Below are 21,667 nucleotides of genomic sequence, written 5' to 3' on the forward strand. Positions count from 1 at the left end.
GGCATGAGCACAGGGGCGGGGAGCACCGGGGATCCGGTGCCGATCCTGATGTACCACGCCGTGGCGCGGGCCCCCGCCCGCGCCGTGTACGGCCTGTCGGTGGCCCCGGACGCCTTCGGCGAGCAGCTGGAGCTCCTCGCCGACCGCGGCTTCACCCCGGTCACCACCCGGCAGCTGGCCGAAGCGTGGCGGTCCCGCGGGGCCGTTCCCCTGCCGCGCCGGCCCGTACTGATCACCTTCGACGACGGCTACGAGGGCGTGCACCGCCACGCCCTCCCGGCCTTGGAGAAACACGGGTTCACGGCCACGCTGTTCGCCTCGACCGGCTGGCTGCGCGGACCGTACGAGACTCCGGGCGCGCTCGGCACCATGCTCGACTGGGACCAGGTGCGGGAGCTCACCGCGGCGGGTCTGGAGATCGGCGGACACAGCCATACCCATCCGCAGCTGGACCAGCTTCCGGTCGAACGGCTGCGGTACGAGGTGCGGCGCTGCCGGGAGATCCTCGCCGACGAGCTGGGCCGGGCCCCGGTGTCGTTCGCCTATCCGTACGGCTATTCCACCCGGCGGGTGCGCCAGGAGGTACGGGAGGCCGGCTTCGGCCAGTCGCTGGCCGTGGGCAACGCCCTGGCCGACCGGGGCCAGGGCCCGTACGCCCTGCGGCGGGTGACGGTACGGCGGCGCACCGGGATCGAGGAGTTCGCACGGCTGGTGGAGGGCCGGGCGATCGGCCCCACCTTCGCCATGGACCGGGTGCTGACGAAGGGGTACGCCCTGGTCCGCGGAGTTCGGCGGGCGGCGCGGCCGTGCGCGCCCGGGGGTTGAGACGGATGCGGCTGCCGCCGCGGGCCCCGGACCGTCACCGGACGTCCGGGGCCCGCCCGGAGAGCCATCGCCGGGTGAGCCGGAGGAAGGTACGCGGAGCCCGTGTCTGAGACGACCACCACGCCCCAGGCCGAGGAGCTGACGGGGGACCGGAGACCGGCGGCGGGGCGGAAGCTGCGGCTGCCGGGGCGGGGCGGCGGAGGAAGCCCGCTGTTCCGGAACGCCTATGCCCTGATGCTCAACACCGGGATCTCCGCCGTCCTCGGTCTGGGCTTCTGGCTGGCCGCGGCCCGTCATTACTCGGAGGACGCGGTCGGCCAGGGCTCGGCGGCCATCGCGGCGATGAAGCTCCTCGCGGGCCTCACCGCCCTGACCCTCACGGGGGCTCTGGCCCGGTTCATCCCCGTCTCGGGCCGCGCGACCGGCCGGCTGGTGCTGCGCACCTACGCGGGGAGCTCGGTCGTGGTGGCGGGGGCCGCCGCGGTCTTCCTGCTGACGCTCGACCTGTGGGGGCCCTCCTACCGGTTTCTCCACGGGTGGCAGAACGGCTCCGGTTTCCTTCTGGCGGTGGTCCTCTGGTCCCTGCTCACCTTGCAGGACGGGGTGCTGACCGGGCTGCGCAGCGCGATGTGGGTGCCGGTCGGCAACACCGTCTTCTCGGCGGTCAAGCTGGTGCTGCTGGTGGTCATCGCCGCCTCGGTCCCCACCGCGGGGGTGTTCGTCTCCTGGGTCGCCGCGATCGCCCTGTCCGTGGTGCCGCTGGGCTGGCTGGTGTTCCGGCGGCTGATCCCCCGGCACATCGCCGCCACCGGTGCGACGGCGCGGCCTCCGGCGCTGAAGGAGATGGGCCGCTTCCTCGCGGGCGACTGCACGGGGTCGCTGTTCGCGCTGGCCGTCGTCCACCTGGTGCCGGTGATCGTCGCCTCGCAGGTCGGCGCGGCGGACAACGCGTACTTCTACATCACGACGACCATCGGCGGCACGGTCAACCTCCTCGCCATCAACATGGGCGCGTCCCTGACCGTGGAGGGCGCACACGATCCCGCCCGGCTGGCCGAGAACTGCCGGGCGGCGCTGCTGCGGATGGCGCGGCTCATGCTCCCGGTGGCTCTGGTCCTCTTCGTCCTCGCTCCCCAGATCCTGGGGGTGTTCGGGCCGGCGTACGCGGAGGCGGCGACTCCGCTGCTGCGGTGGTTCGCGGTCGGGGCGGTGCTACGGGTGATCATCGAGGTGTACTTCGCGGTGCTGCGCGCGCAGAGCCGTACCTCCGGACTGGCGTATCTGCAAGGTCTGTTGTGCGTGCTCGTCCTGGGTCTGACCGTGCTGCTGCTGCCCCGGCTCGGACTCACGGGTGCGGGGGTCGCCGAGATCTCCAGCCTCGGTGTCATCGCCGCGATCGCCTCGTACAAGCTCTACCGGGTGCTTCGCGCGGCCTCGCCGTCGCGGGTGGCGGCCACGGCGGGAGCGGGGCCTCGCGGGGCTGCCGGGGGTCCTGCGCCGGACGACCGGGGGCTGGTCGGCCAGGAGGCGCACGGCGACCGCGGCACCTCCCCGGCCCGGCACGAGGGACCGGCCGACGGGACCGGCCTGCCCGACCTGACCGACGACGGGCCGAGGAGCGAGGGGATTCTTGCCCCACGGGTCGCGGAGCCCCCGGGCCCCGGCCGGATGCGCGGACGCGGGCCCGAACTCGCACTCTGGGCGCTGCTCGTGGCGGCGCTCGGGCTCTACTGGCTGCCGTTGCGCGGGATGGACGAGGCCGACCTGGCCCTCATGGGCGGGCTCGGACTGGTCTCCGTACTGCCCGCCACGACGCTGCTGGGCGCGGCGCTGCTGGTCGTCGTGTTCGCTTCCGCGCTCCGGCTGGAGAAGCCCGGACGTACGCTGCTCGCGGTCACGCTCGTCCTCACCGTGGTGTCCCTGCATGCCGTCCCGGCCGTACTGGAGGCCGAGCCGCGGTTCCCGACCGCCTGGCAGCATCTGGGCTTCCTCGACTACATCGACCGGACCGGCTCGGCCGTTCCGGACCTGGACGCCCGCTGGAGCTGGCCGGGATTCTTCGCCGTGACGGCCTTCGTGGCCGAGGCGTGCGGGATGTCCGATCCGGCGCAGATGCTGCGGTGGTGGCCGACCGTCCTCCAACTTCTCTGTCTCGCACCGCTGCTCCTGCTCCTGCGTGCCCTGCGCGCGGGCCCGCGGGCGACATGGACGGCCGCCTGGCTGTTCGCCCTGTGCGGCTGGGTGGGCCAGGACTACTTCTCCCCGCAGGGCTTCACCTACCTGCTCTATCTCGCCTTTGTCGCGGTGCTGCTGGTGTGGTTCCGTGAGCCGCGCGTGCTGCCCGGCAGGCGATGGCCGGGGGAGGCGGAGGTGCTTCGTGTGGGCCGGGCGGAGCGGGCGGCGCTGCTCCTGGTGCTGATCGGGCTGTTCGCGGCATCCGTCACGGCACACCAGCTCACGCCGTTCGTGATGCTCGGGGTACTGACCGCGCTCGTCGCCGTACGCCGCTGCACGCTGCGCGGGCTGCCGCTGCTGTTCGCGGTGATGGTCGCGGTGTGGGTGGGGTTTCTCGCCGAGCCGTACTGGTCGGGCCACTTCGACGAACTGTTCGGCGGGATCGGCGGCGTCGGCGGCAATGTGTCGTCCTCCGTCTCCGGCCGGATCGAGGGCGGCAGCAGTACGCACAAGCTGGTGCTCTACACCCGCGTCGCACTGGCGGGCGGCATGCTGGCCTTCGCCTGCTACGGCTGGTGGCGCCGTCGTCTCGCCGGATACGGCGAACGCTCGCTGCTCGTGCTCACCTTCGTCCCGTTCCTGGGCTTCGGCATGCAGTCGTACGGCGGCGAAATGGCGCTGCGTGTCTTTCTGTTCGCGCTGCCGGGCGTATGCGCGCTCGCCGCCCTGGCGCTCTTCCCCCGCACCGGCGGGGCCCGTGGAGGCCTCGGGCCGTTCGCCGCCCTCATGGCGGGACTCGTCCTGATGGGCGGCTTCCTGGTCGCCCGCTGGGGCAACGAGCCGTTCGAACGGGTGCGCCCAGGGGAGGTCGCCGCGATGGAGTACGTCTACGCGCACGACGAACCGACCGTACGGCTCCTGTGGTTGAGCGACGACCCGGCCGAGAACGTGACTCCCGCGGTCCCCTGGGGCGCACGGGACATGGAGAAGGTGCAGTACGTGCCGGCCCTGGCCCCGCGCGACCCCGTACTGGTGGGCCCGCTCGTGGACCGGCTGCGCACAGCGGGCCCGAACTCCCTGCTGTTGGTCTCCCACGGCCAGTCCGTCTCGCTGAACCTGAACGCCGGATACTCCGCGGCCTGGGAACGGAGGCTGCTGCGCTCCCTGGACGGACGGCCGGAACTGCGGCGGGTGCTCTCGAACGAGGACGCGGCGGTGTACGAACTGCGCAAGCGGCCGTCCGGGCCCGTGGCACAGCCCGCTCCGGGGCCCGCCGGCCCGCAGGTCACCTGGACGCCGTGGTCGGTGACCGGTGCGCTCGTAGCGGTGGCGCTGATGCTGCTGCTGGCGGCCCGGGAGGTGGCGCGGGTGGCGATGGCCCCGAGCGTCCGGAAGCGGGCGTGGATGCAGGCCTCGCTGTGGTTCGCCCTGCCTCTGATGGTGGTGGTGGCGGCCTCGCTGGTGCAGCGCTTCTGGACGATGTCCTGAGCACCCGGACGCGGAGCGCGGGTTCGCATCCGGATACTCCCCCGGAGAAATCTTCCGGTGCCACGATCACCGGCGCGGGGTCGAGGTGCTCGCGCCACCACTCCGCGCCGTCGCCGGGGATCGGTTCCGGCGGAACGGCTCGCGTTCGACGCGCCGAAGCACGACCTCCACGGATTCGCCGATCCGTCCAGTTAGAGAACGGGCCCCGAGCGGCTGACTGTGGTCGTGCCGCGCAAGGACCGGATCGAACAAAGTCCCGCCCGTGCGCCGCGATGACCGCGGGGAGGGTGCCGGCGCGACAGTCGGTCCGTCAAACGGTGGCCAGTGAGATGTCGGTCGACTTGACCAGCGCGACCACGGAGGCGCCGGCGGCCAGACCGAGGTCCAGGACCGCGGCACGGGTGATCACGGCGGTCAGGGTGGCGCCCTCGACATCCACCGTCACTCCCGCCATCGCACCGCCGGCCGTGACGCCGGCCACGGTGCCGGGGAGCTGGTTGCGGATGCTGAGGCCCTTGACCGGGCCAGTGGCGAGGGAGACCTCGGTGGACTTCACCAGTGCGCGTACAGCTGAGCCCTCCACGATGCCCAGTGTCCTGACGGCTTCGATCGTGATGGCCGCCGTGATCTCCTGGCCGCCCTCGAGACGCAGCTGGACGGTGGCCATCACCTCGCCCGGCGTGACGGAGACAACGGTGCCGGGGAGCTGGTTACGAATGCTCATACTCATGACGCAATGCCCATCTACCGGACTGGAAAGGGAGGTTTCGCCCGCGCTGCCCTCGTACTGTAACCATGCTCTTTGCCGCATTCCGGGCGCACCGCACGCCCGGGACTGGACGGGCCACCGGCCTGGCAGAACCGCGGGCGGAACGACTCGACCGGGCCAAGGCCTGATCACGACCGGGCCACCGCATGAGGCAATTCCGACGGCCGGGTTCGCATGTGCCGCACGAGTTGGCTCATGTCATTGCAAGTGAGAGGCTTGACCGTCTAGGGTGCCGCATATGCGCTCCTACACCATCGGTCAGGCGGCGCGGCTGTTGGGCGTCAGTCCGGACACCGCGCGGCGCTGGGCGGACGCGGGCCGGGTCGCGACCCACCGCGACGACAGCGGCCGCCGCCTCATCGACGGCCGCGACCTGGCCGCGTTCTCGGTCGAGGTGAGCCAGAGCGCCATCGGAGAGGAGGACCTCTCCTACACCTCGGCCCGTAACGCCTTCCCGGGCATCGTGACCGCCGTCAAGCTCGGCGACGTGGCCGCCCAGGTCGAGATTCAGGCCGGGCCGCACCGGCTGGTCTCCCTGCTGACGCGCGAGGCCGTCGAGGAGCTGGGGTTGGAGGTCGGTATGCAGGCCACTGCCCGTGTGAAAGCCACCAGTGTGCACATCGACCGGGCCTGATCACTCTCGACTTTTCCGTCGTCCGCGCGGCGGTCGGCACTCCCGTGCAGCGGCGGCGCCCGCCGGGCGCCGCCGGTCCCCGGCGAAGCTCGTCCAAAACCGCGCGGCTCGTGCGGGGCTCGCTCGTCCCGGCCCCGGCTCGTCCCCACCGCACCGCGCTCCCCCGTCCGCGCGTCACTTCGCCCAGGAGGTCCCCATGCCCGTCGCCGTCACCGGACGTCGCGCCGCCGCTGCCGTACTGACCGCCGCACTCCTTGTCCCGCTCGCCGCCTGCGGCAGCGGCAGCAGCACCGAGGACAGCGGCTCCGCGACCGGGAAGGCCGGGAGGACCTCGGGCTCCGTACCCGGAGCCCAGCTCACGGTGCTGGCCGCGTCCTCGCTGACCGATGTCTTCAAGAAGGCCGCCGCGGCCTACGAGAAGTCCCGCCCCGGCACGCACATCACGTTCTCCTTCGCGGGTTCCCAGGAACTGGCCGCCCAGGTCGAACAGGGTGCCACCGCCGATGTCGTGGTCACCGCCGACACCAGAACCATGGACCGGCTGAAGCCGGAGACCGGCACCCCGACGGTCATCGCCAGGAACCGTCTGGTGATCGCCACCGGCGAGGGCAATCCGAAGAAGGTTCACGAGCTGAAGGACCTCGCCGACCCCGGACTCAAGGTCGTTCTCGCCGCGCCCGAGGTGCCCGTCGGCCGCTACAGCGAGCAGATCCTCGACGCCCAGAAGATCACGGTGAAGCCGGTCTCGCAGGATCCGAACGTACGCGCCGTACTCAGCAAGATCGAGCTCGGGGAGGCCGACGCGGGCCTGGTCTACACGACGGACGCGGCCACCGTGCCCGACCGGGTCGATGCGGTCACGATCCCGGATGAGCAGAACGCCGTCGCCGCGTACCCGGCCGCCACCCTCAAGGAGTCGGAGAACCAGGGGGCCGCCGACGCGTTCGTGGCATGGCTCTCGTCCCCCGAGGCGCGGAAGATCCTGCGGGACGCGGGCTTCCAGCGGCCGTGACCCCGCGGCGGAAAGGGCCGGCTCGTCGGCTCCGGAGGGGCCCTGACGACGGCCTCAGGGCGCTCGGGACAGCCGCCGGACGAACCCGGCCGCCTGACGCGCCGCCACCCCGCCGTTCACCGCACCGGAAACTTTCACAGCACCAGGACCACACGATGAAACGCCACCGCCCGCGCACGCCCCTCACACTGGCGCTCCCCGCGCTGGTCGCGATCGCGTTCCTGAGCCTGCCCCTCGTCGGCATCCTGGTCCATACGCACTGGGGCCGACTCGGCGGCCATCTCAGCAGCCCGGAGTCCGTCCAGGCGCTTCAGCTCTCCCTCATCGTGTCGTTCTGGGCCCTGGGGCTCTCCCTGCTGCTCGGCGTCCCGCTGGCCTGGCTGCTGGCCAGGGTGCCCTTCCGCGGCAAGGCCCTCGTCCGGTCCCTGGTTCTGCTCCCGATGGTGCTGCCGCCCACGGTGGGCGGGGTCGCCCTGCTCCTCGGGTTCGGCCGCCGCGGACTGCTCGGGCCATGGCTGGAGGAGTGGTTCGGCATCACCCTGGCGTTCCACACCTCAGGGGCCGTCCTCGCGGCGGCCTTCGTCGCCATGCCCTTCCTGATCATCAGCCTGGAGGGCGCGCTCGCCGGCCTGAGCCGCCGGTACGAGGAGACCGCGGCCTCGCTCGGCGCCTCTCCGCTCCGGGTCTTCCTCACCGTGACGCTGCCCATGGTCGCCCCCGGGCTGGCCGCGGGCGCCGCGCTCACCTGGGCACGCGCCCTGGGGGAATTCGGCGCGACCATCACCTTCGCCGGCAATCTTCCCGGTGTCACCCAGACCCTGCCGCTCCAGGTCTATCTGTTGCTCCAGAACCAGCCGGCGGCAGCCACGTCAACTTCCTTGCTGCTGCTCGCCGTTGCCATGGTCGTACTGATCGTCCTGCGCGGTCGCTGGGCGGGCGCTCCGGCCGACCACGGGCCCCCGGCCCGGAGACGTGCCCCGGACGCGGACGACGACGCGGCGGCCGCGGAGCAGCCGTCGACGGCGGCGCCGCGGAAGAGCGGACCCTCCGCCCCGGAGCGCTGGCCCCTGCGGGCGGACGTCACGGGTTTCAACCAGCTGTCCCTGGAGGCCGGTCCGGGCACGACCATCGCCGTCGTCGGCCCCAACGGGGCAGGAAAGACCACCCTGCTGCGCGCTCTCCTCGGCCTCACCGACCGTGCCCGGGCCATACTGCGCCTCGGTGACACCGACGTCACCGCGCTCCCCCCGCACCGCCGGGGCGTGGCCTGGGTCCCGCAGGACGGCGCGCTCTTCCCCCACCTGTCCGCCCTCGCCAACACCGCCTACGGGCTGCGCGCCCACCGTGTCCCGCGCGCCGAAGCCCGCCGCTCCGCCCAGCACTGGCTCGACCGCCTCGGCGTGGGCCACCTCGCCCACCGCAGGCCCGCCCAGCTCTCCGGCGGCCAGGCCCAGCGGGTCGCACTCGCCCGCGCGCTGGCCTCCCGTCCCCGGCTGTTGCTGCTGGACGAACCGCTGGCCTCCCTGGACCAGACCACCCGCGCCCGTGTCCGGCACACTCTGCGCGAGCATCTCGACGACTTCGGCGGCGTCTGCCTGATCGTCACCCATGACCCGGTCGAGGCCGTATCACTCGCCGACCGCGTGCTCGTACTCGAGGGCGGCCGTGCCCTCCAGGACGCCACGCCCCGCCAGGTCACGCGCTGCCCGCGCTCGCCGTGGGTCGCCCGTATGCTCGGCCGCAACGCCTGGCCGGGCACCGCCACGGCCGAGGGCCTCGCCCTGGGCGACGGCAGCGGAATCGTCGCTGCCGAGCCCGTCACCGCCGGGGCGGAAGCCCTCGCGATCATCGCCCCGGAGGCCGTGTCCCTGCACCGCGACAGGCCCACCGGCAGCCCGCGCAACATCTGGCCGGGCACGGTCCGCGAGATCACCACGGTCGGGAGCAGGCTGCGTGTCCTGGTCACCTCCGACGAGGCCCCCGACCTCGTCGCCGAGATCACTCCGGCCGCTGCCGCGGACCTCCGACTGGCCGACGGCACCCCGGTGTTCACCAGCGTCAAGGCGACCGAGGTCACGCTCGTACCGCTCTGACGCGGGTCGGGGACCACCTCAGCGTGCCAGCCAGCGCACCTCGTACGGCCCCAGGTCGAACGAGCGGCCGTCGACCTTCGCCGCGATCCTCCGGTCGCGGGTGTTGACGACCAGTACGGCCCTGTCGTCCGCGAGAACCAGCACGTTCGGCCTGTCATCGGCCGCGACGGCGACGTCTCTGAAGCGGGTGCCGGGCGGGAACGCACCGTCGAAGCGGCGCAGCAGCCCCATCATCGGCAGTTCCGAACCGCCGTCGTCGAGCTCGGTGCTGCGCCAGAGGCAGCCCGGGCAGCGCGCTCCCTCGTTCTGCGGGTTCCAGTAGAAGCCGGTGGTGGCGCCGCCCCTGGCCATCGCGATCAGGCCGGCGGCCTGCACGGCGACGCGGTGCCGCTCGCTCCAGCCGTCGCGTTCGTCGTTCTCGTCACCCGGTTCGACGTACCACTCGGCCCACCACAGCGGCAGACCGGTCTTCTGCCGCACCCATCGGCCGACGGCGGCCAGCTTCCCGGTGGCCGCGAACTCGTCCGGGACCAGCCGGTCGTCACGGGTGTAGCTGGATCCGTCGACGACGACGAAGTCCGCGCCGGCCTTGTGCTCGTTCCAGTAGGTGACGGCATCGAGGGACCGGCGGTCGACGCTGCCCCAGGGGCCGGAGACCGGGGAGGCATAGGTGTCCTCGCCGGGCGGATGGCTGTCCATGACGACGTACGGCCCGCCGACGAGGTTGCGCCGGTTCACCTTCTTCAGCTCGCCGTGCACGAGGTTGTAGAGCCGGGTGTAACCCTCGTAGTTCCAGCGCTTCCTGTCCTCGTCGAAGAAGCCCTTGAACTCGTTCCAGACGATGAAGTGCCGTACGTCGGGGTAGCGCCTGGCCACGGTGCCCGCGAGGGCCGCGAAGTCGTCGTAGTGCTCGGGGCTGGGGGCGGTCTCCAGCTTCCTCTGCGACCAGTCCGTACGGCCCGGCCTGCCGCCCTTCATCCAGTCCGGGGCGCAGCAGAGGGTGATGACGGGGGTGCCGCCGGTGCGGCGGACGAGGTCGATACGGCTGTCCAGCTCGGCGAAGTCGTAGCGGCCCGGGGAGGGTTCGGGGTTGTTCGCACCCCAGCCCATGATGTGCTGGTTCTGCGGCACCGGCCGGGCCGAGAGCAGCTTCTCGGCTCTGGCCCTCGCCGCCCCTCCGCCGTCGTCGGCGCTGAATTCGGTGTGCGTGAACCCCCAGCCGAGCTCCGCTTCCGGCTCCCCGGAGGGGACGGACGGCGTGCCGTGCACCCCGGCGTCGCCCTGCCGTGCCCGCTCGGCGGTGCCGCCCCCGGGCGGGGCACCGCACAGGGTGAACACCAGGGCCAGAGCGGTCATGCCGACTCCGAGCAGTGCGGTGACCCCCCACCGCCCTGCCCCGGGTGCCGTCGCCTCTCCCCCACCCTGACGTCCCATCACGGCCAGAGTAACCACGACCACACCCGGTACGACCGCTTCTGTCGGAACAGGTCGGTAACCGATGACAAAACGTGCGTGCGCCGGGCCTGCCCGTGCCGGATCATGGACGGCACGCATGGCTACCGAACAACGGCACGACCGCACGACCAGAGGAGGACCCCCTGCCCACCGACGCCACACCGCCCCCGGCCGAGCCGTCCGGCGCCCAGGACGCTCTGCCGATCCGGCTGAACATGGACGACAGCGACTCCCCGTCCGATGTCGTCGACGCGCTGTTCCTGGGCCGGTTCGCCAGCGGTGAGCAACCGTACTCCCGAAGCTCCTCCATCGACCGGCTGAAGTCCGGGGCGACTCTGCTGCCCCCGGGGGCGAAGCTGCTGCGCTCCGCGCGCGACGACGACCGCAGCGCGCTCCTGGCGGAGGGCGACGGCTGGACCCTGCTGGTGTCGCGGTGGAACCGTGGGGCGGATGTGACCGTGACGGCGGTCGACGACGAGCTGGCGGAGAAGGTGCTGCGGCAGAGCGTCGACGGCGCGGAGGACGAGCCGGAGCCGCAGCCGGAGAACGTCACCATGGGCTTCTGGTACGTCTCACCCCGGCGCGGCCCGCACCGCACGACCCGGCAGATCTCGGCGGGGACGTGGGAGGAGATCCGGCCCAACTACACCGCTCCGGTGGCCGAGGCGATGGACCGGCTGATGAAGGTCACCCCCGACGACATCGCGGGCCGGCTGCTGCTCCTGCACGGCCCGCCCGGCACGGGCAAGACATCCGCCCTGCGGACACTGGCGCGGTCGTGGCGCGACTGGTGCCAGGTGGACTGTGTGCTCGACCCGGAGCGGCTGTTCAACGATGTCGGCTATCTGATGGACATCGCGATCGGTGAGGACGAGGGCTCGGCGAAGGGGCGCTGGCGGCTGCTGCTCCTGGAGGACTGCGACGAGCTGATCCGCGGTGAGGCCAAGCACACGGCGGGCCAGGCGCTCTCGCGGCTGCTGAACCTCACCGACGGACTGCTCGGACAGGGGCGCAACGTGCTGGTGGGCGTCACCACCAACGAGGATCTGGAGCGGCTCCACCCCGCGGTGGTCCGGCCGGGCCGCTGCCTGGCGCGGATCGAGGTGGGCTCGCTGACCCGCCGGGAGGCGGCGAACTGGCTCGGCACGGAGGAGGGCGTGGGGAGGGACGGCGCGACGCTGGCCGAACTGTTCGCCCTGCGGCGGGGCACGGGCCCTGCCTCCGTCCCCCAGCAGCCGGGGTCGGCGGACGCGGGGCTGTACCTGTAGCCGCCGGGTCGGGCGAGGGCGGCTGTACTTGTAGCCGCCCGGGTGGGCCCGGCGGTCGTACCGGTGGCCGCCGCGTGCGCGCGGCGCGGACTCGTGGCCACCTCGGCGCGGACCGCTCGGCCCGACGGGCACCCGCAATCGCCGGGCCGTTACGAGCTGCCGTACGCCGCGCGGAGGGCGTCCTCGACGGCGGCGCGGGCGGTGGCCCGGTCCAGGCCCAGACGGTGGGCGCGCTGCGCGTACGCGGCGGCCGCCGCCGCGGCCTCCCGGTCGGCGGCCTCCCCCGCGGCGGCGACGAACGTACCGTTGCGCCCGCGCGTCTCGATCACACCGTCCGACTCCAGGGCGCGATACGCCTTGGCGACGGTGTTCGCCGCGAGTCCAAGCTCGTCGGCGAGCCCGCGTACGGTCGGCAGCTTGTAGCCGACGGGCAGCGCGCCCGACCGCGCCTGGTCGGCGATCTGGACCCGGACCTGCTCGTACGGTGCCTCGGCGGAGTCGCCGACGGTGATTTTCAGGCTCACGGGTACTCCTCGCGGATCGCGGTGCTTTGTGCCATTCATTGTCCCGGACGCCCCGGGCACCGGCGCGGCGGGCGGGGTGAATCCCACCCTGGCAGCCTGTGCACCGGCAGTGGGGGCAGCGCCGGCACCGACGGCCGCTGCCGCGTTCCTCCGCCCCGACCGGCGCCCGGCCGACCGCGGCCGCCGATGCCGGGCCACGGCCAGGGGCGACTCATTGCACCGAGACCGTCGGCCAAACGCACCGAGTCATCCACCGACCCTGGCAAGGGCAATGACCGGGCAGGCCAGGCCTGGGGCTCAGTAGTCCACGGTGTCGTCCGGGGTGCTGCGGGCCAGCGCGGCCAGGGTGCCGAGTGCGTCGGCCAGTGTGTCCGGGGGCGGGGAGGCGAGACCGATCCGTACGGCGTGGGGGGCGGTGCGGGAGCCGACCACGAACGCGGCGGCCGGGGTGACGGCGATGCCACGGCGGGCGGCGGCCGCGACGAAGGTCTCGGCCCGCCAGGGCTCCGGCAGTTCCCACCAGCAGTAGTACGAGTACGGGTCGCTGCGCACCGAGAACCGGTCGAGCCGGCGGGCGACGATCCGCTGACGGGCCGCCGCGTCCCGGCGTTTGGCCCGACCGATGGCGGCCACGGCGCCGTCCGCCATCCAGCGGGTCCCGGCATCGAGAGCGAAGCCGGTGGCCGTCCACGCCCCGGAGCGCAGAGCGGCGGCAACGAGGTCCGTCCGGTCGGCCGGAGTCACGACAAGGCCCAGGGAGAGGCCGGGGGCGATCCGCTTGGACAGGCTGTCGACGAGGACCGTACGCTCCGGCGCGAAGGCCGCCAGCGGGGGCGGACCGTCGTGCAGGAACGCCCAGATGGTGTCCTCGACGGCGTACAGACCGGTCCGGTGCAGCACATCGGCGAGTTCGGCCCGGCGCCAGGGGGGCATCGTCACGCCGAGCGGATTGTGCAGGGTCGGCTGCAGGTAGACCGCCCGGAGCGGAGTGCTCCGGTGGGTGGCGGCGAGGTCGTCGGGGCGGAGTCCCGCCTCGTCGGTGGGGAGCGGAACGAGGGTGACGCCGAGCCGTGCGGCGATGGATCTCACCAGCGGGTAGGTGAGCGCCTCCACCCCGAGGCGGCCGCCCGGCGGGACGAGCGCGGCAACGGCGGCGGCGATCGCCTGACGGCCGTTCCCCGCGAACAGCACACGGGCCGGGTCCGGTTCCCATCCGGGACGGGTCAGGAGGGCGGCGGCCGCGTCGCGGGCGGCGTCGCTGCCCGCCGCCCCGGCCGGCCGCAGGGCCGAGGCCAGGACATCGGGGCGGAGCATGTGTCCGAGGCCTTCGGCGAGCAGGCCGGTCTGCTCGGGCACGACCGGATAGTTCAGCTCCAGGTCGATCCGGGGGCCCGCGGCCGGTTCGGCGAGGGCGTGCCAGGGTGACGGCTGGGCGGCCCGTACGAAGGTGCCGCGGCCCACCTCTCCGACGACGAGCCCGCGGCGTACCAGCTCACGGTAGACCCGCCCGGCCGTGGACGTGGCGATACCGTGCTCGCGGGCGAACGCACGCTGGGTCGCGAGCCGGTCTCCCGGGCGCAGCCGCCCCGCGGCGATGTCGTCCGCCACGGCGTCGGCGATCAGTCGGTAGTCGTCCATGAACGTCCCCCTCCGAAATAATTCCTCTATTGCACCGAGGGTAATGATGGTATTGCACTGAGACCGTCGGGCTGCCTAGCATGCCAAGCGATCAACTGCACCGTACGCAGGCGGTGTTGGTGCGGGGAAAGGACGCGGAGCCGTGGGAAGCGCTGTACTCGACGGAATCACGGTCGGCTACGACGACGAGGGAGAGCGCGGCACACCGCTGGTGCTCGTGCACGGCCATCCCTTCGACCGCTCGATGTGGGGCCCGCAGGTCGCCGAGTTCGCGCGGGCGGGCGGACGCCGGGTGATCGCTCCGGACCTGCGCGGCTACGGCGGGAGCACGGTCGTCCCCGGCAAGACGCCGCTGTCCGTCTTCGCACGGGACATCGCACGTCTGCTGGACCACCTCCGCGTGGACGACATCGTGCTCGGCGGCCTCTCCATGGGCGGTCAGATCGTGCTCGAGTTCTACCGGTTGTTCCCGGAGCGAGTGCGGGGTCTGCTGCTGGCCGACACCTTCGCGCGGAGCGAGACCGAGGAGGGCAAGCAGTCGCGCAGAGCGACGGCGGACCGGCTGCTCCGCGAGGGCATGCGGGGATACGCCGACGAGGTGCTGTCCATGATGGTCGCGCCGTACAACATCGACGCCGTACCCGAAGTCGCCCGGCAGGTGCACCGGATGATGTGCGGCACCTCACCCGAGGGCGCGGCGGCGGCCCTGCGGGGGCGTGCCGAGCGCCGCGACTACCGCGACCTCCTCGAACGGATCTCCGTTCCCACGCTGGTGGTGGTGGGCCGTGACGACGAGTTCACTCCCGTGTCCGACGCCGAGTTCCTGCACGAGCGGATCCCGGACGCGCGTCTCACCGTCATCGAGGGCGCCGCCCATATGCCCAACATGGAGCGCCCCGCCGAGTTCAACGAGGCGCTGCGCCGCTTCCTCTCCGGTTCGGACGGGTGATTTCCGCCGGCACCTCGGCGGCTCGGCGGACCGAAGCAGCACGACGGCCCGGTCGGTGGTTTCGGGCGTCGGGGTTCCTCCGCCGCCGGTTCAGCGTGCACCGAGGCCGCGGTGCCGCCGCTTCAGGGCTATGAGGCGGGCAACGGGCTCCTGGGCACGGAGGGCGGCGAGTTCCCGGCCGAGGACGGTGCCGAGACGGGAGAGGAACGCACCGGCGTCGTCGGCGGCGTCGCCCTCCCCGCCGTCCTCCGGCGACTCCTCGACGACGCGGTCCACGATGCCGTGCGCGAGCAGGTCCGATGAGCGCACACCCTGGCGGGCCGCGACCTCGTACGCCCGGTCGGTGGTCCGGTACAGGATCGCGGACGCGCCCTCGGGCGGCAGCGGGGAGAGCCAGGCGTGCCGGGCCGCCAATACGCGGTCGGCGGGCAGCAGCGCGAGGGCGCCGCCGCCCGCCCCCTGGCCGAGCAGCAGGCACAGCGTCGGCGCGGGCAGCGTGACCAGGTCGGCCAGGGAACGGGCTATCTCCCCGGCGAGACCGCCCTCTTCGGCTTCCCGGGACAGGGCGGCGCCCGCCGTATCGACGACGGTCAGCAGCGGAAGGTTCAGCTCCGCCGCGATCCTCATGCCCCGGCGGGCCTCCCGCAGCCCGGCCGGTCCCAGTGGCGGCGCCGCCTCCCCCTGCCGGTCGTGACCGAGCACGACACAGGGCGTACCGCCGATCCGGGCGAGCGCGAGCAGCAGTCCGGGATCGTGCTCACCGGCTCCGGTTCCGCTGAGGGGTGTGACCTCCCGTCCGGCGACCTTCAACAGGGCGCGTACGCCGGGGCGTTCGGGCCGCCGTGAACGCCGGATGGACTCGGCTGCCGACGGGCTCTGCGTCGGACCAGTGCCCGGTACCGCCGTACCAGTGCGCGCTATCACCGGACCAGTGCCAGGTACCGCCGAACCGGCATCCGGCATCGCCGAACCAGCATCCGGCACCGCCGTACCAGCGCCCGGTACCGCCGGGTCCGGTCCGCCCGGAGCCGCGGCGGGAGACCCCGCCGCACCGGCGTCGCCGGGCGTCTCGTCGCTGTCCCCGCTCCCGCCCGCCTCCGTGTCACCGCACAGGACCGCCAGGGCACGTGCCGCCGCTTCCTGGAGCTGCTCCGCCGGGAGGACCGCGTCCACCAGCCCGTTGGCCAGGAGATTCTCGGCGGTCTGCACTCCGGCGGGGAACTCCTCCCCGTACAGCGCCTCATGGACCCGGGGGCCCAGGAAGCCGATGAGCGCGCCCGGTTGGGCCGCGGTGACATGCCCGAGAGAGCCCCAGGAGGCGAGGACGCCGCCGGTCGTCGGGTGCCGCAGATGGACCACGTACGGCAGCCCGGCCGCCTTGTGGCCGGCGATGGCCGCGGTGACCTTCACCATCTGGACGAAGGCGACCGTACCCTCCTGCATACGCGTGCCCCCGGACGCGGGGGCGGCGAGCAGCGGAAGCCGCTCCCGGGTGGCGCGTTCGACGGCCTGTACGAGCCGCTCCCCCGCCACTACACCGATCGACCCGGCCAGGAAGCGGAACTCGCACGCGATGACCGCCACCCGGCGCCCTCGTATCCGGCCCTCCCCGGTGACGACGGACTCGTCGAGGCCGGTGCGCTCGCGCGCCCGTTCCAGGGCGGCACGGTAGTCCGCGTCCTCCGTGGTGACGGCCACGGGCTCGTCCCAGCTGTGCCAGCTGCCGGGGTCGACGACGGCTGCGATCAGGTCCAGTACGGGTGCGGCGGCGGAGCTCGGTGCGGTCATGAATCCACCCTGCCACGGCCCTCCGAGGCACCGGTCCGCCTGGCCCCGGAGAAGCTCCCGGCAGGCAGCGTGCGCAGGTGGTGCCGGTCGGGCGTTGCCCGGTGACGAGGCCACTGAGGCTCTGACGCGGACGCCCGGCCCAGGTCCGCTTCTCCGCCGCGTCCCTCGCGGTACGGGGGTGTGTCCCGGGGCTTCCTGTGCTCCCGCTTACCCCCGCCTTAAAGGCACCATAAGGATCTCCATTCCCCTGTCCCAGCAGCGGATTTCATCGTTCCGCGGGGCTAGCGTGCTGATCGCCGGGACGGGGGCCCACCCGTCGGCGTCGTCATCATCGGGGGGCGGCGCCGCCGGATCGGGCACCCCGCCCGTCCCCCCACCCCCCGAGCCCCACCGCTAAGGAGACTCCCCACGGTGACCGCACGTCGTAAGGCCGCAGGGATAGCCCTCATCGGCTTCGCGCCGCTCGCGCTCACCGCGCTGACCGCCGGGCCCGCCGCCGCGCACGGCTCCATGACCGACCCCGTCAGCCGGGTGTCCGCCTGCTTCGCCGAGGGGCCGGAGAGCCCGAAGTCGGCCGCCTGTAAGGCCGCTGTCGCCGCCGGCGGTACCCAGGCTCTCTATGACTGGAACGAGGTCAACATCGGCGACGCGGCCGGGAAGCACAAGCAGATCATCCCCGACGGCAAGTTGTGCAGTGCGGGCCGCGACAAGTACAAGGGTCTCGATCTGCCGCGCGCCGACTGGCCGTCCTCCCCGCTGTCCGCGGGCAGCCACACCTTCCACTACAAGGCCACCGCGCCGCACAAGGGCTCGTTCGCGCTCTACATCACCAAGGACGGCTACAACCCGGCCAAGCCGCTGAAGTGGTCCGACCTGGAACCGGCGCCCTTCGCCAAGGTCTCCAACCCGAAGCTGGTGAACGGCGAGTACGTCTTCGACGGCACGGTGCCGGGCAAGTCCGGCCGCCACCTCGTCTACAGCGTCTGGCAGCGCTCCGACAGCCCCGAGGCCTTCTACACCTGCTCCGACGTCGTCTTCGGCAAGGGCGGCGGCAAGAAGGCCGGCACGGGCAGCGGCGGCGCCGCACCGGCCCCGAAGGCGGACAAGCCGACCGAGGCGCAGATCGAGGACGCCGCCGCCAAGTCGACCGTGGACCACGACGGCCACGGCGGCGACGGGCACGACGGCGGCCAGACCACCGCGGACCGCGCCGACGACAGCGGGAGCACCCCGGCCGAAGCGACCGTGAAGAACCAGTCGGCCAAGGGCGCGGGCGCCAACGAGCCCGCGCCGAACGGCTCCGCCGCACCGGTCGCCCGCGAGAACCTCGCGGAGACCGGCGGCGACAGCAGCACCACCCCGATGGCCATCGGTGGTGCGGCGGTGCTCGCCCTCGGAGCGTCCGTGCTGTTCGCCACGGCCCGCCGCAGGACGGCCCGCCGACGCGGCTGACCGTGTCACGCGGTGCCCCCGGACACCGGCAGCCCCGGCCGCGAGGACGCTCGCGCCCGGGGCTGCCGGCTGGATCTGCCGGCTCCTGCTGCTGGGGCCCGACGCCTCGGGTCGTCCGCTGGGCTCAGTCCCGTGAGGAGCAGGTGGCCGGGGTGGCGCGGGCGGGTCGAGGGCGTTGGCCGTCTCATGGAAGGCGACCTTGTCGAGCATCCCGATCGCCAGGTGCTCGGACACATCTTCGACCGGCCCTGCGCGCGCCGGTCCCGGTCGGGTGGCCTGGCCGGGCCATGGGAGCAGGGGGTGCGGTCCGGATGTGCGGTCCGGCGCGCGATGTGGTCAGCCCGTGCGGCCACGGTGTGCGGCCGCGGTGTGCGGTCAGGCCGTACGGCGAGGCGGGTCGGCGAGCGCCGCGGGCCTCACCGCCCCCGGCCAGCGGGCATTGGCGCGGTCGATGACGGGCTCCAGACGGCGGGCGTTGGCCGCCTGCTGGTCGAAGGTGAGTTGGTGGCCCGCGTGTTCGGCGCCGGTCAGGTCCTCGGCCCGGAGGGACACCGCCCGCACCCGAGCGCGCTGCAGGGCCAGGGCGTCATGCAGCGCGTAGGCGGTGGCAGCCAGGGCCGGGGTGTGGGCGGTCGGCTCGGGAAGCACACGAGTACGGGTCGTGGTGGAGCGATCGGCATAGCGCACGATGAGGGTGAGCGCGCGGGCGACCTGGCCGTCGGTACGCAGACGGAAGCCGAGGTCGTCGGTGAGGGCGAGCAGCGCCCGACGACGCCGGTCCGCATCCAGTTCATCGTGGTCGAAGCGGTGTTCGGCACTCACCGAGCGCGCCGGGGCACTCGCCGACGCCCGAGTCGTCCCCTTGCGCGACGCGGAGGAGACGGGCGCCGAGGAGACAGGGGTGGGGTCGATGCCGTGCGCCTGTTCGTGCACGCGCCGGCCGGCGCTCGCGCCGAGGATGCGCTGGAGGGTGGCCGGCGGGGTGGCCGCGATCCGGCCGACACTGTCGAGACCGTACGAGCTCAGCGTGCGGGCGGTGGCCTGGCCGACGCCGTGGAGCGCGGTGACGGGCTTGGTGGCGAGGAACGCGGCCACCGCGTCCGGGTCGTCGGGGACGGTACGGATCGCGTCGTCGCCGGGGGCGGGGTCGTGGGCGGCCATCCGGGCGAGCAGCGGGTTGGCGGCGATACCGATGGTGCAGTCGGCGCCGTAGCGGGCGAGTGCCCGGACCCGTACGAGGGCGGCGATCCCGGCCGCGTCCCGGCCGAAATAGCGCAGTGCGCCACGGACGTCGACGAGCGCGGCATCGGGCGGAAGCGCCTCGATGACAGGGCTGAACTCGGCGAGCAGCCCGAGGAGTTCCGCGTAGGCCTCCTCCCCGGGGGCGGCTTCCGCGCCGGCGGTCCGGAACCGCACGTACAGCACGCGCGTGGACTCCCGGTCCCGGGCCTCCGGGCCGGATGCCCCGGGACCCTTGCCCGGCGCCACAGGGCGGGGGGTGTTCTCCCGCCCGGGCGCGTGCGGCCGGGCGGCCGGGTCCTGACCGGCCGCCGGTGTCACCGGGCTCAGCACGGTGACCACACCACGGGCCCGCCGCACCGCGTCCGCCGCGGGCGGTACCCCTCCCCCGCCGGGCCCCCCGGAGAGTCCGGCGGGCTTCCCCCCGAACCTCCCGGCGAGCGCAGCCGCAGCCCGCTCGCGTACGTCCGGAACCCGCACACCTGCATCCGCAGCCCGCTCACGTACGTCCGAACCCCGTTCACGCACGGACTCCCGACCCCGCTCACGCACGTCCGGGACCGCTCCGCGGTCCGGGGCGGGCGGCGGCGCGGGGGTACGGGACGCGCCCCGGCGGGTCATCGGCCCGCACTCCCCGGGCTGGAGTGCCACAGCTTGCGGCCGGTGACGGCCGCGTCGCCCGCGGGGCGGAGGTCCGCCCAGGGGTGCATGGCGTAGCCGGTGGACATATGGATGCGGCGGCCGTTCGCGGAGTCAGGGGAGTCGGCGGAACCGCCGGGCCCACCGGAGCCGTCGGGACCGCCCGGACCGTGATCGCGCTCCGGCGCCGCGCCGGGTCCGCCGTCGGGGCCCGCGGCCGTCAGCCGGGCCGCGACCGCCTCCAGGCCGCCCTCGCGGCGCAGTTCGGCGAGCTCCGCGAGGTTCCACGCCGCCGCGCCGACCACACTGAGGCTGCGTGGCCCGCGCCGCTGGACCGTACCGCGGACCAGCAGCAGCCAGGAGTGGAAGACGGTGTGGGCGCACGCCTCGTGGCTGTCGTCGAAGAAGGCCAGATCGACCAGGCCCGTGCCGTCGTCGAGGGTCGTGAAGATGACCCTCCGGCCGGAGCGGACCGGCGGGGTCTGCGTGGCGGCCTTGGCGCCGGCGACGAGCACCGTCTCCCCGTGCCGTACGGCGCGCAGCCGCTTCGCCGGGATCGCGCCCAGTTCCTCCAGGAAGGCGGCGTGGTCCCCCATGAGATGCCGGGAGGTGTCCATACCGAGCACGCCCAGCTCCGCGCCGAGGCGTTCGGACGGGTCGAGGTCGGGCAGCCCGGCGGGTTCCGTGACGGCGGCGGTACGCGTGCCCGCGTCCAGCGGGAGCTGTCCCGTATGGGCGGCGGGATCCCGCTGACGTCGGTGCAATTCGGCGATGTGCAGGAGCAGGTCGCGGCGATTGCCCCCGAAGGCGTCCAACGCGCCGACCTGGGCGAGCCGTTCGGCGACCGGGCGCCCCGGGCGGGCCCGCCGCCACAGGTCCTGGAGCGAGGCGTACGGCTGTCCGCCCGCGATCCGCTCCGCCTCGGCCTCGCTGATGCCGTGGACCTCCGAGAGAGCGAGGCGTATGCCCCACTTACCGCCAGACTCCAGTTCGATTCGATAGGCGGCCGCCGACCGGTTCACATCCAACGGCAGGATCGGCACCCCGCGCCGCCGCGCATCCGCCAGCAGCAGCCGCTTGGGGTACATCCCGGGGTCATGGGTGAGCAGTCCCGCGTAGAAGGCCGCCGGATGGTGCGCTTTCAGCCAGGCGGACTGATAGGTCGGCACGGCGAAGGCAACGGCGTGCGCCTTGCAGAAGCCGTACGAACCGAACGCCTCGACGATCTCCCAGGTGCGCGCCACGACGTCCGGCGCATAGCCCCGCTCCGCCGCCTCCCGGGCGAACCAGGCCTGTACCCGCCCCTGCCGCTCGGAGTCCGACAGCGCGCGGCGCGCCTCGTCGGCCCGGCCCCGGCCGCAGCCGGTCATGATCCGCAGGATCTCGATGATCTGCTCGTGGAAGACGACGACGCCGTACGTCTCGCGCAGCACGTCCTCCAGGTCGCGATGCGGGAAGCGCGGAGGCTTCCGCCCGTGCCGCGCCTCGATGAAGGGGCGGACCATGTCGGCCGCCACCGGTCCCGGCCGGAAGAGCGAGATGTCGACGACGAGGTCGTGGAAGGTGCTGGGTTGCAGCCGCCCGATCAGATCGCGCTGGCCCGGTGACTCGATCTGGAAGCAGCCGAGCGTCTCGGTGGACCGGATCAGGTCGTACGTCGCGGGGTCGCCCGGCGGGACCTGCGCCGGGTCGTCCAGGTCCGGCCCCCGACCCGTGGCG

At 73.3% G+C, this 21,667-nt stretch carries 15 protein-coding genes; 8 read left to right on the plus strand and 7 right to left on the minus strand.

Annotation, left to right across the window (positions count from 1 at the left end):
- Positions 1–3 precede the first annotated feature (3 nt).
- Complete coding sequence (locus tag ACTWQE_RS28185) at positions 4–825, plus strand: polysaccharide deacetylase family protein (protein ID WP_443331895.1); 822 nt, start codon at positions 4–6, stop codon at positions 823–825.
- Positions 826–927: 102 nt separating this feature from the next.
- Positions 928–4,488 (plus strand): lipopolysaccharide biosynthesis protein, encoded by a 3,561-nt coding sequence (locus ACTWQE_RS28190; RefSeq protein WP_443331883.1) that lies wholly within the window; start codon positions 928–930, stop codon positions 4,486–4,488.
- Between the two features lie 310 nt (positions 4,489–4,798).
- Here ACTWQE_RS28190 and ACTWQE_RS28195 read toward each other — a convergent pair whose 3' ends face one another.
- Entirely contained in the window at positions 4,799–5,218 is a 420-nt protein-coding gene (locus ACTWQE_RS28195) for a TOBE domain-containing protein (protein ID WP_443331884.1), read from the minus strand.
- A 277-nt stretch (positions 5,219–5,495) separates the two neighbouring features.
- Between ACTWQE_RS28195 and ACTWQE_RS28200 the strand changes: the two genes are divergently transcribed.
- The 3 genes from ACTWQE_RS28200 (at position 5,496) to ACTWQE_RS28210 (ending at position 8,996) form a co-directional block, all read left to right on the plus strand.
- Positions 5,496–5,891: a TOBE domain-containing protein gene (locus ACTWQE_RS28200; RefSeq protein WP_443331885.1), complete on the plus strand. Its 396-nt coding sequence runs from the start codon at positions 5,496–5,498 to the stop codon at positions 5,889–5,891.
- 196 nt (positions 5,892–6,087) lie between these two features.
- A complete protein-coding gene (gene modA, locus ACTWQE_RS28205; protein ID WP_443331886.1) occupies positions 6,088–6,903 on the plus strand; it encodes a molybdate ABC transporter substrate-binding protein in 816 nt (271 codons plus the stop codon).
- A gap of 155 nt (positions 6,904–7,058) precedes the next feature.
- Entirely contained in the window at positions 7,059–8,996 is a 1,938-nt protein-coding gene (locus tag ACTWQE_RS28210) for an ABC transporter permease (RefSeq protein ID WP_443331887.1), read from the plus strand.
- Positions 8,997–9,014: 18 nt separating this feature from the next.
- Here the strand turns inward: ACTWQE_RS28210 and ACTWQE_RS28215 are convergent, their stop codons facing one another.
- Positions 9,015–10,430, minus strand: coding sequence for a xylan 1,4-beta-xylosidase (locus ACTWQE_RS28215; RefSeq protein WP_443331888.1), 1,416 nt, complete (start codon positions 10,428–10,430; stop codon positions 9,015–9,017).
- A 164-nt stretch (positions 10,431–10,594) separates the two neighbouring features.
- Here ACTWQE_RS28215 and ACTWQE_RS28220 point away from each other — a divergent pair, with 164 nt between their 5' ends.
- Complete coding sequence (locus ACTWQE_RS28220; protein ID WP_443331896.1) at positions 10,595–11,719, plus strand: DUF5925 domain-containing protein; 1,125 nt, start codon at positions 10,595–10,597, stop codon at positions 11,717–11,719.
- A 149-nt stretch (positions 11,720–11,868) separates the two neighbouring features.
- Here the strand turns inward: ACTWQE_RS28220 and ACTWQE_RS28225 are convergent, their stop codons facing one another.
- Complete coding sequence (locus tag ACTWQE_RS28225) at positions 11,869–12,243, minus strand: GntR family transcriptional regulator (protein ID WP_443331889.1); 375 nt, start codon at positions 12,241–12,243, stop codon at positions 11,869–11,871.
- 297 nt (positions 12,244–12,540) lie between these two features.
- Positions 12,541–13,881, minus strand: a complete 1,341-nt coding sequence (locus ACTWQE_RS28230) for an aminotransferase-like domain-containing protein (RefSeq protein ID WP_443331890.1) — start codon at positions 13,879–13,881, stop codon at positions 12,541–12,543.
- A 142-nt stretch (positions 13,882–14,023) separates the two neighbouring features.
- Here ACTWQE_RS28230 and ACTWQE_RS28235 point away from each other — a divergent pair, with 142 nt between their 5' ends.
- The gene (locus ACTWQE_RS28235) at positions 14,024–14,830 is read left to right on the plus strand and encodes an alpha/beta fold hydrolase (RefSeq protein ID WP_443331891.1); all 807 of its coding nucleotides are present in this window, start codon (positions 14,024–14,026) and stop codon (positions 14,828–14,830) included.
- 90 nt (positions 14,831–14,920) lie between these two features.
- Here the strand turns inward: ACTWQE_RS28235 and ACTWQE_RS28240 are convergent, their stop codons facing one another.
- Positions 14,921–16,618: a carboxyl transferase domain-containing protein gene (locus ACTWQE_RS28240; protein WP_443331892.1), complete on the minus strand. Its 1,698-nt coding sequence runs from the start codon at positions 16,616–16,618 to the stop codon at positions 14,921–14,923.
- Between the two features lie 411 nt (positions 16,619–17,029).
- Between ACTWQE_RS28240 and ACTWQE_RS28245 the strand changes: the two genes are divergently transcribed.
- Positions 17,030–18,070, plus strand: a complete 1,041-nt coding sequence (locus tag ACTWQE_RS28245; protein ID WP_443331893.1) for a lytic polysaccharide monooxygenase — start codon at positions 17,030–17,032, stop codon at positions 18,068–18,070.
- Positions 18,071–18,445: 375 nt separating this feature from the next.
- Here ACTWQE_RS28245 and ACTWQE_RS28250 read toward each other — a convergent pair whose 3' ends face one another.
- Entirely contained in the window at positions 18,446–19,495 is a 1,050-nt protein-coding gene (locus ACTWQE_RS28250) for a DNA polymerase Y family protein (RefSeq protein WP_443331897.1), read from the minus strand.
- Positions 19,496–19,926: 431 nt separating this feature from the next.
- A partial coding sequence (locus ACTWQE_RS28255; RefSeq protein WP_443331894.1) for a helix-hairpin-helix domain-containing protein occupies positions 19,927–21,667 on the minus strand: 1,741 nt, incomplete at its 5' end.

The organism is Streptomyces sp. 8N706 (assembly GCF_052245415.1).
Taxonomy (GTDB): Bacteria; Actinomycetota; Actinomycetes; order Streptomycetales; family Streptomycetaceae; genus Streptomyces.

What these genes read in the sequence shown, in the direction of transcription:
- ACTWQE_RS28230 (WP_443331890.1), bottom strand. Translation starts at nt 13,881, where the DNA reads ATGGACGACTACCGACTGATCGCCGACGCCGTGGCGGACGACATCGCC.
- modA (WP_443331886.1), top strand. Translation starts at nt 6,088, where the DNA reads ATGCCCGTCGCCGTCACCGGACGTCGCGCCGCCGCTGCCGTACTGACC.
- ACTWQE_RS28195 (WP_443331884.1), bottom strand. Translation starts at nt 5,218, where the DNA reads ATGAGTATGAGCATTCGTAACCAGCTCCCCGGCACCGTTGTCTCCGTC.
- ACTWQE_RS28215 (WP_443331888.1), bottom strand. Translation starts at nt 10,430, where the DNA reads ATGGGACGTCAGGGTGGGGGAGAGGCGACGGCACCCGGGGCAGGGCGG.
- ACTWQE_RS28200 (WP_443331885.1), top strand. Translation starts at nt 5,496, where the DNA reads ATGCGCTCCTACACCATCGGTCAGGCGGCGCGGCTGTTGGGCGTCAGT.
- ACTWQE_RS28240 (WP_443331892.1), bottom strand. Translation starts at nt 16,618, where the DNA reads ATGACCGCACCGAGCTCCGCCGCCGCACCCGTACTGGACCTGATCGCA.
- ACTWQE_RS28185 (WP_443331895.1), top strand. Translation starts at nt 4, where the DNA reads ATGAGCACAGGGGCGGGGAGCACCGGGGATCCGGTGCCGATCCTGATG.
- ACTWQE_RS28210 (WP_443331887.1), top strand. Translation starts at nt 7,059, where the DNA reads ATGAAACGCCACCGCCCGCGCACGCCCCTCACACTGGCGCTCCCCGCG.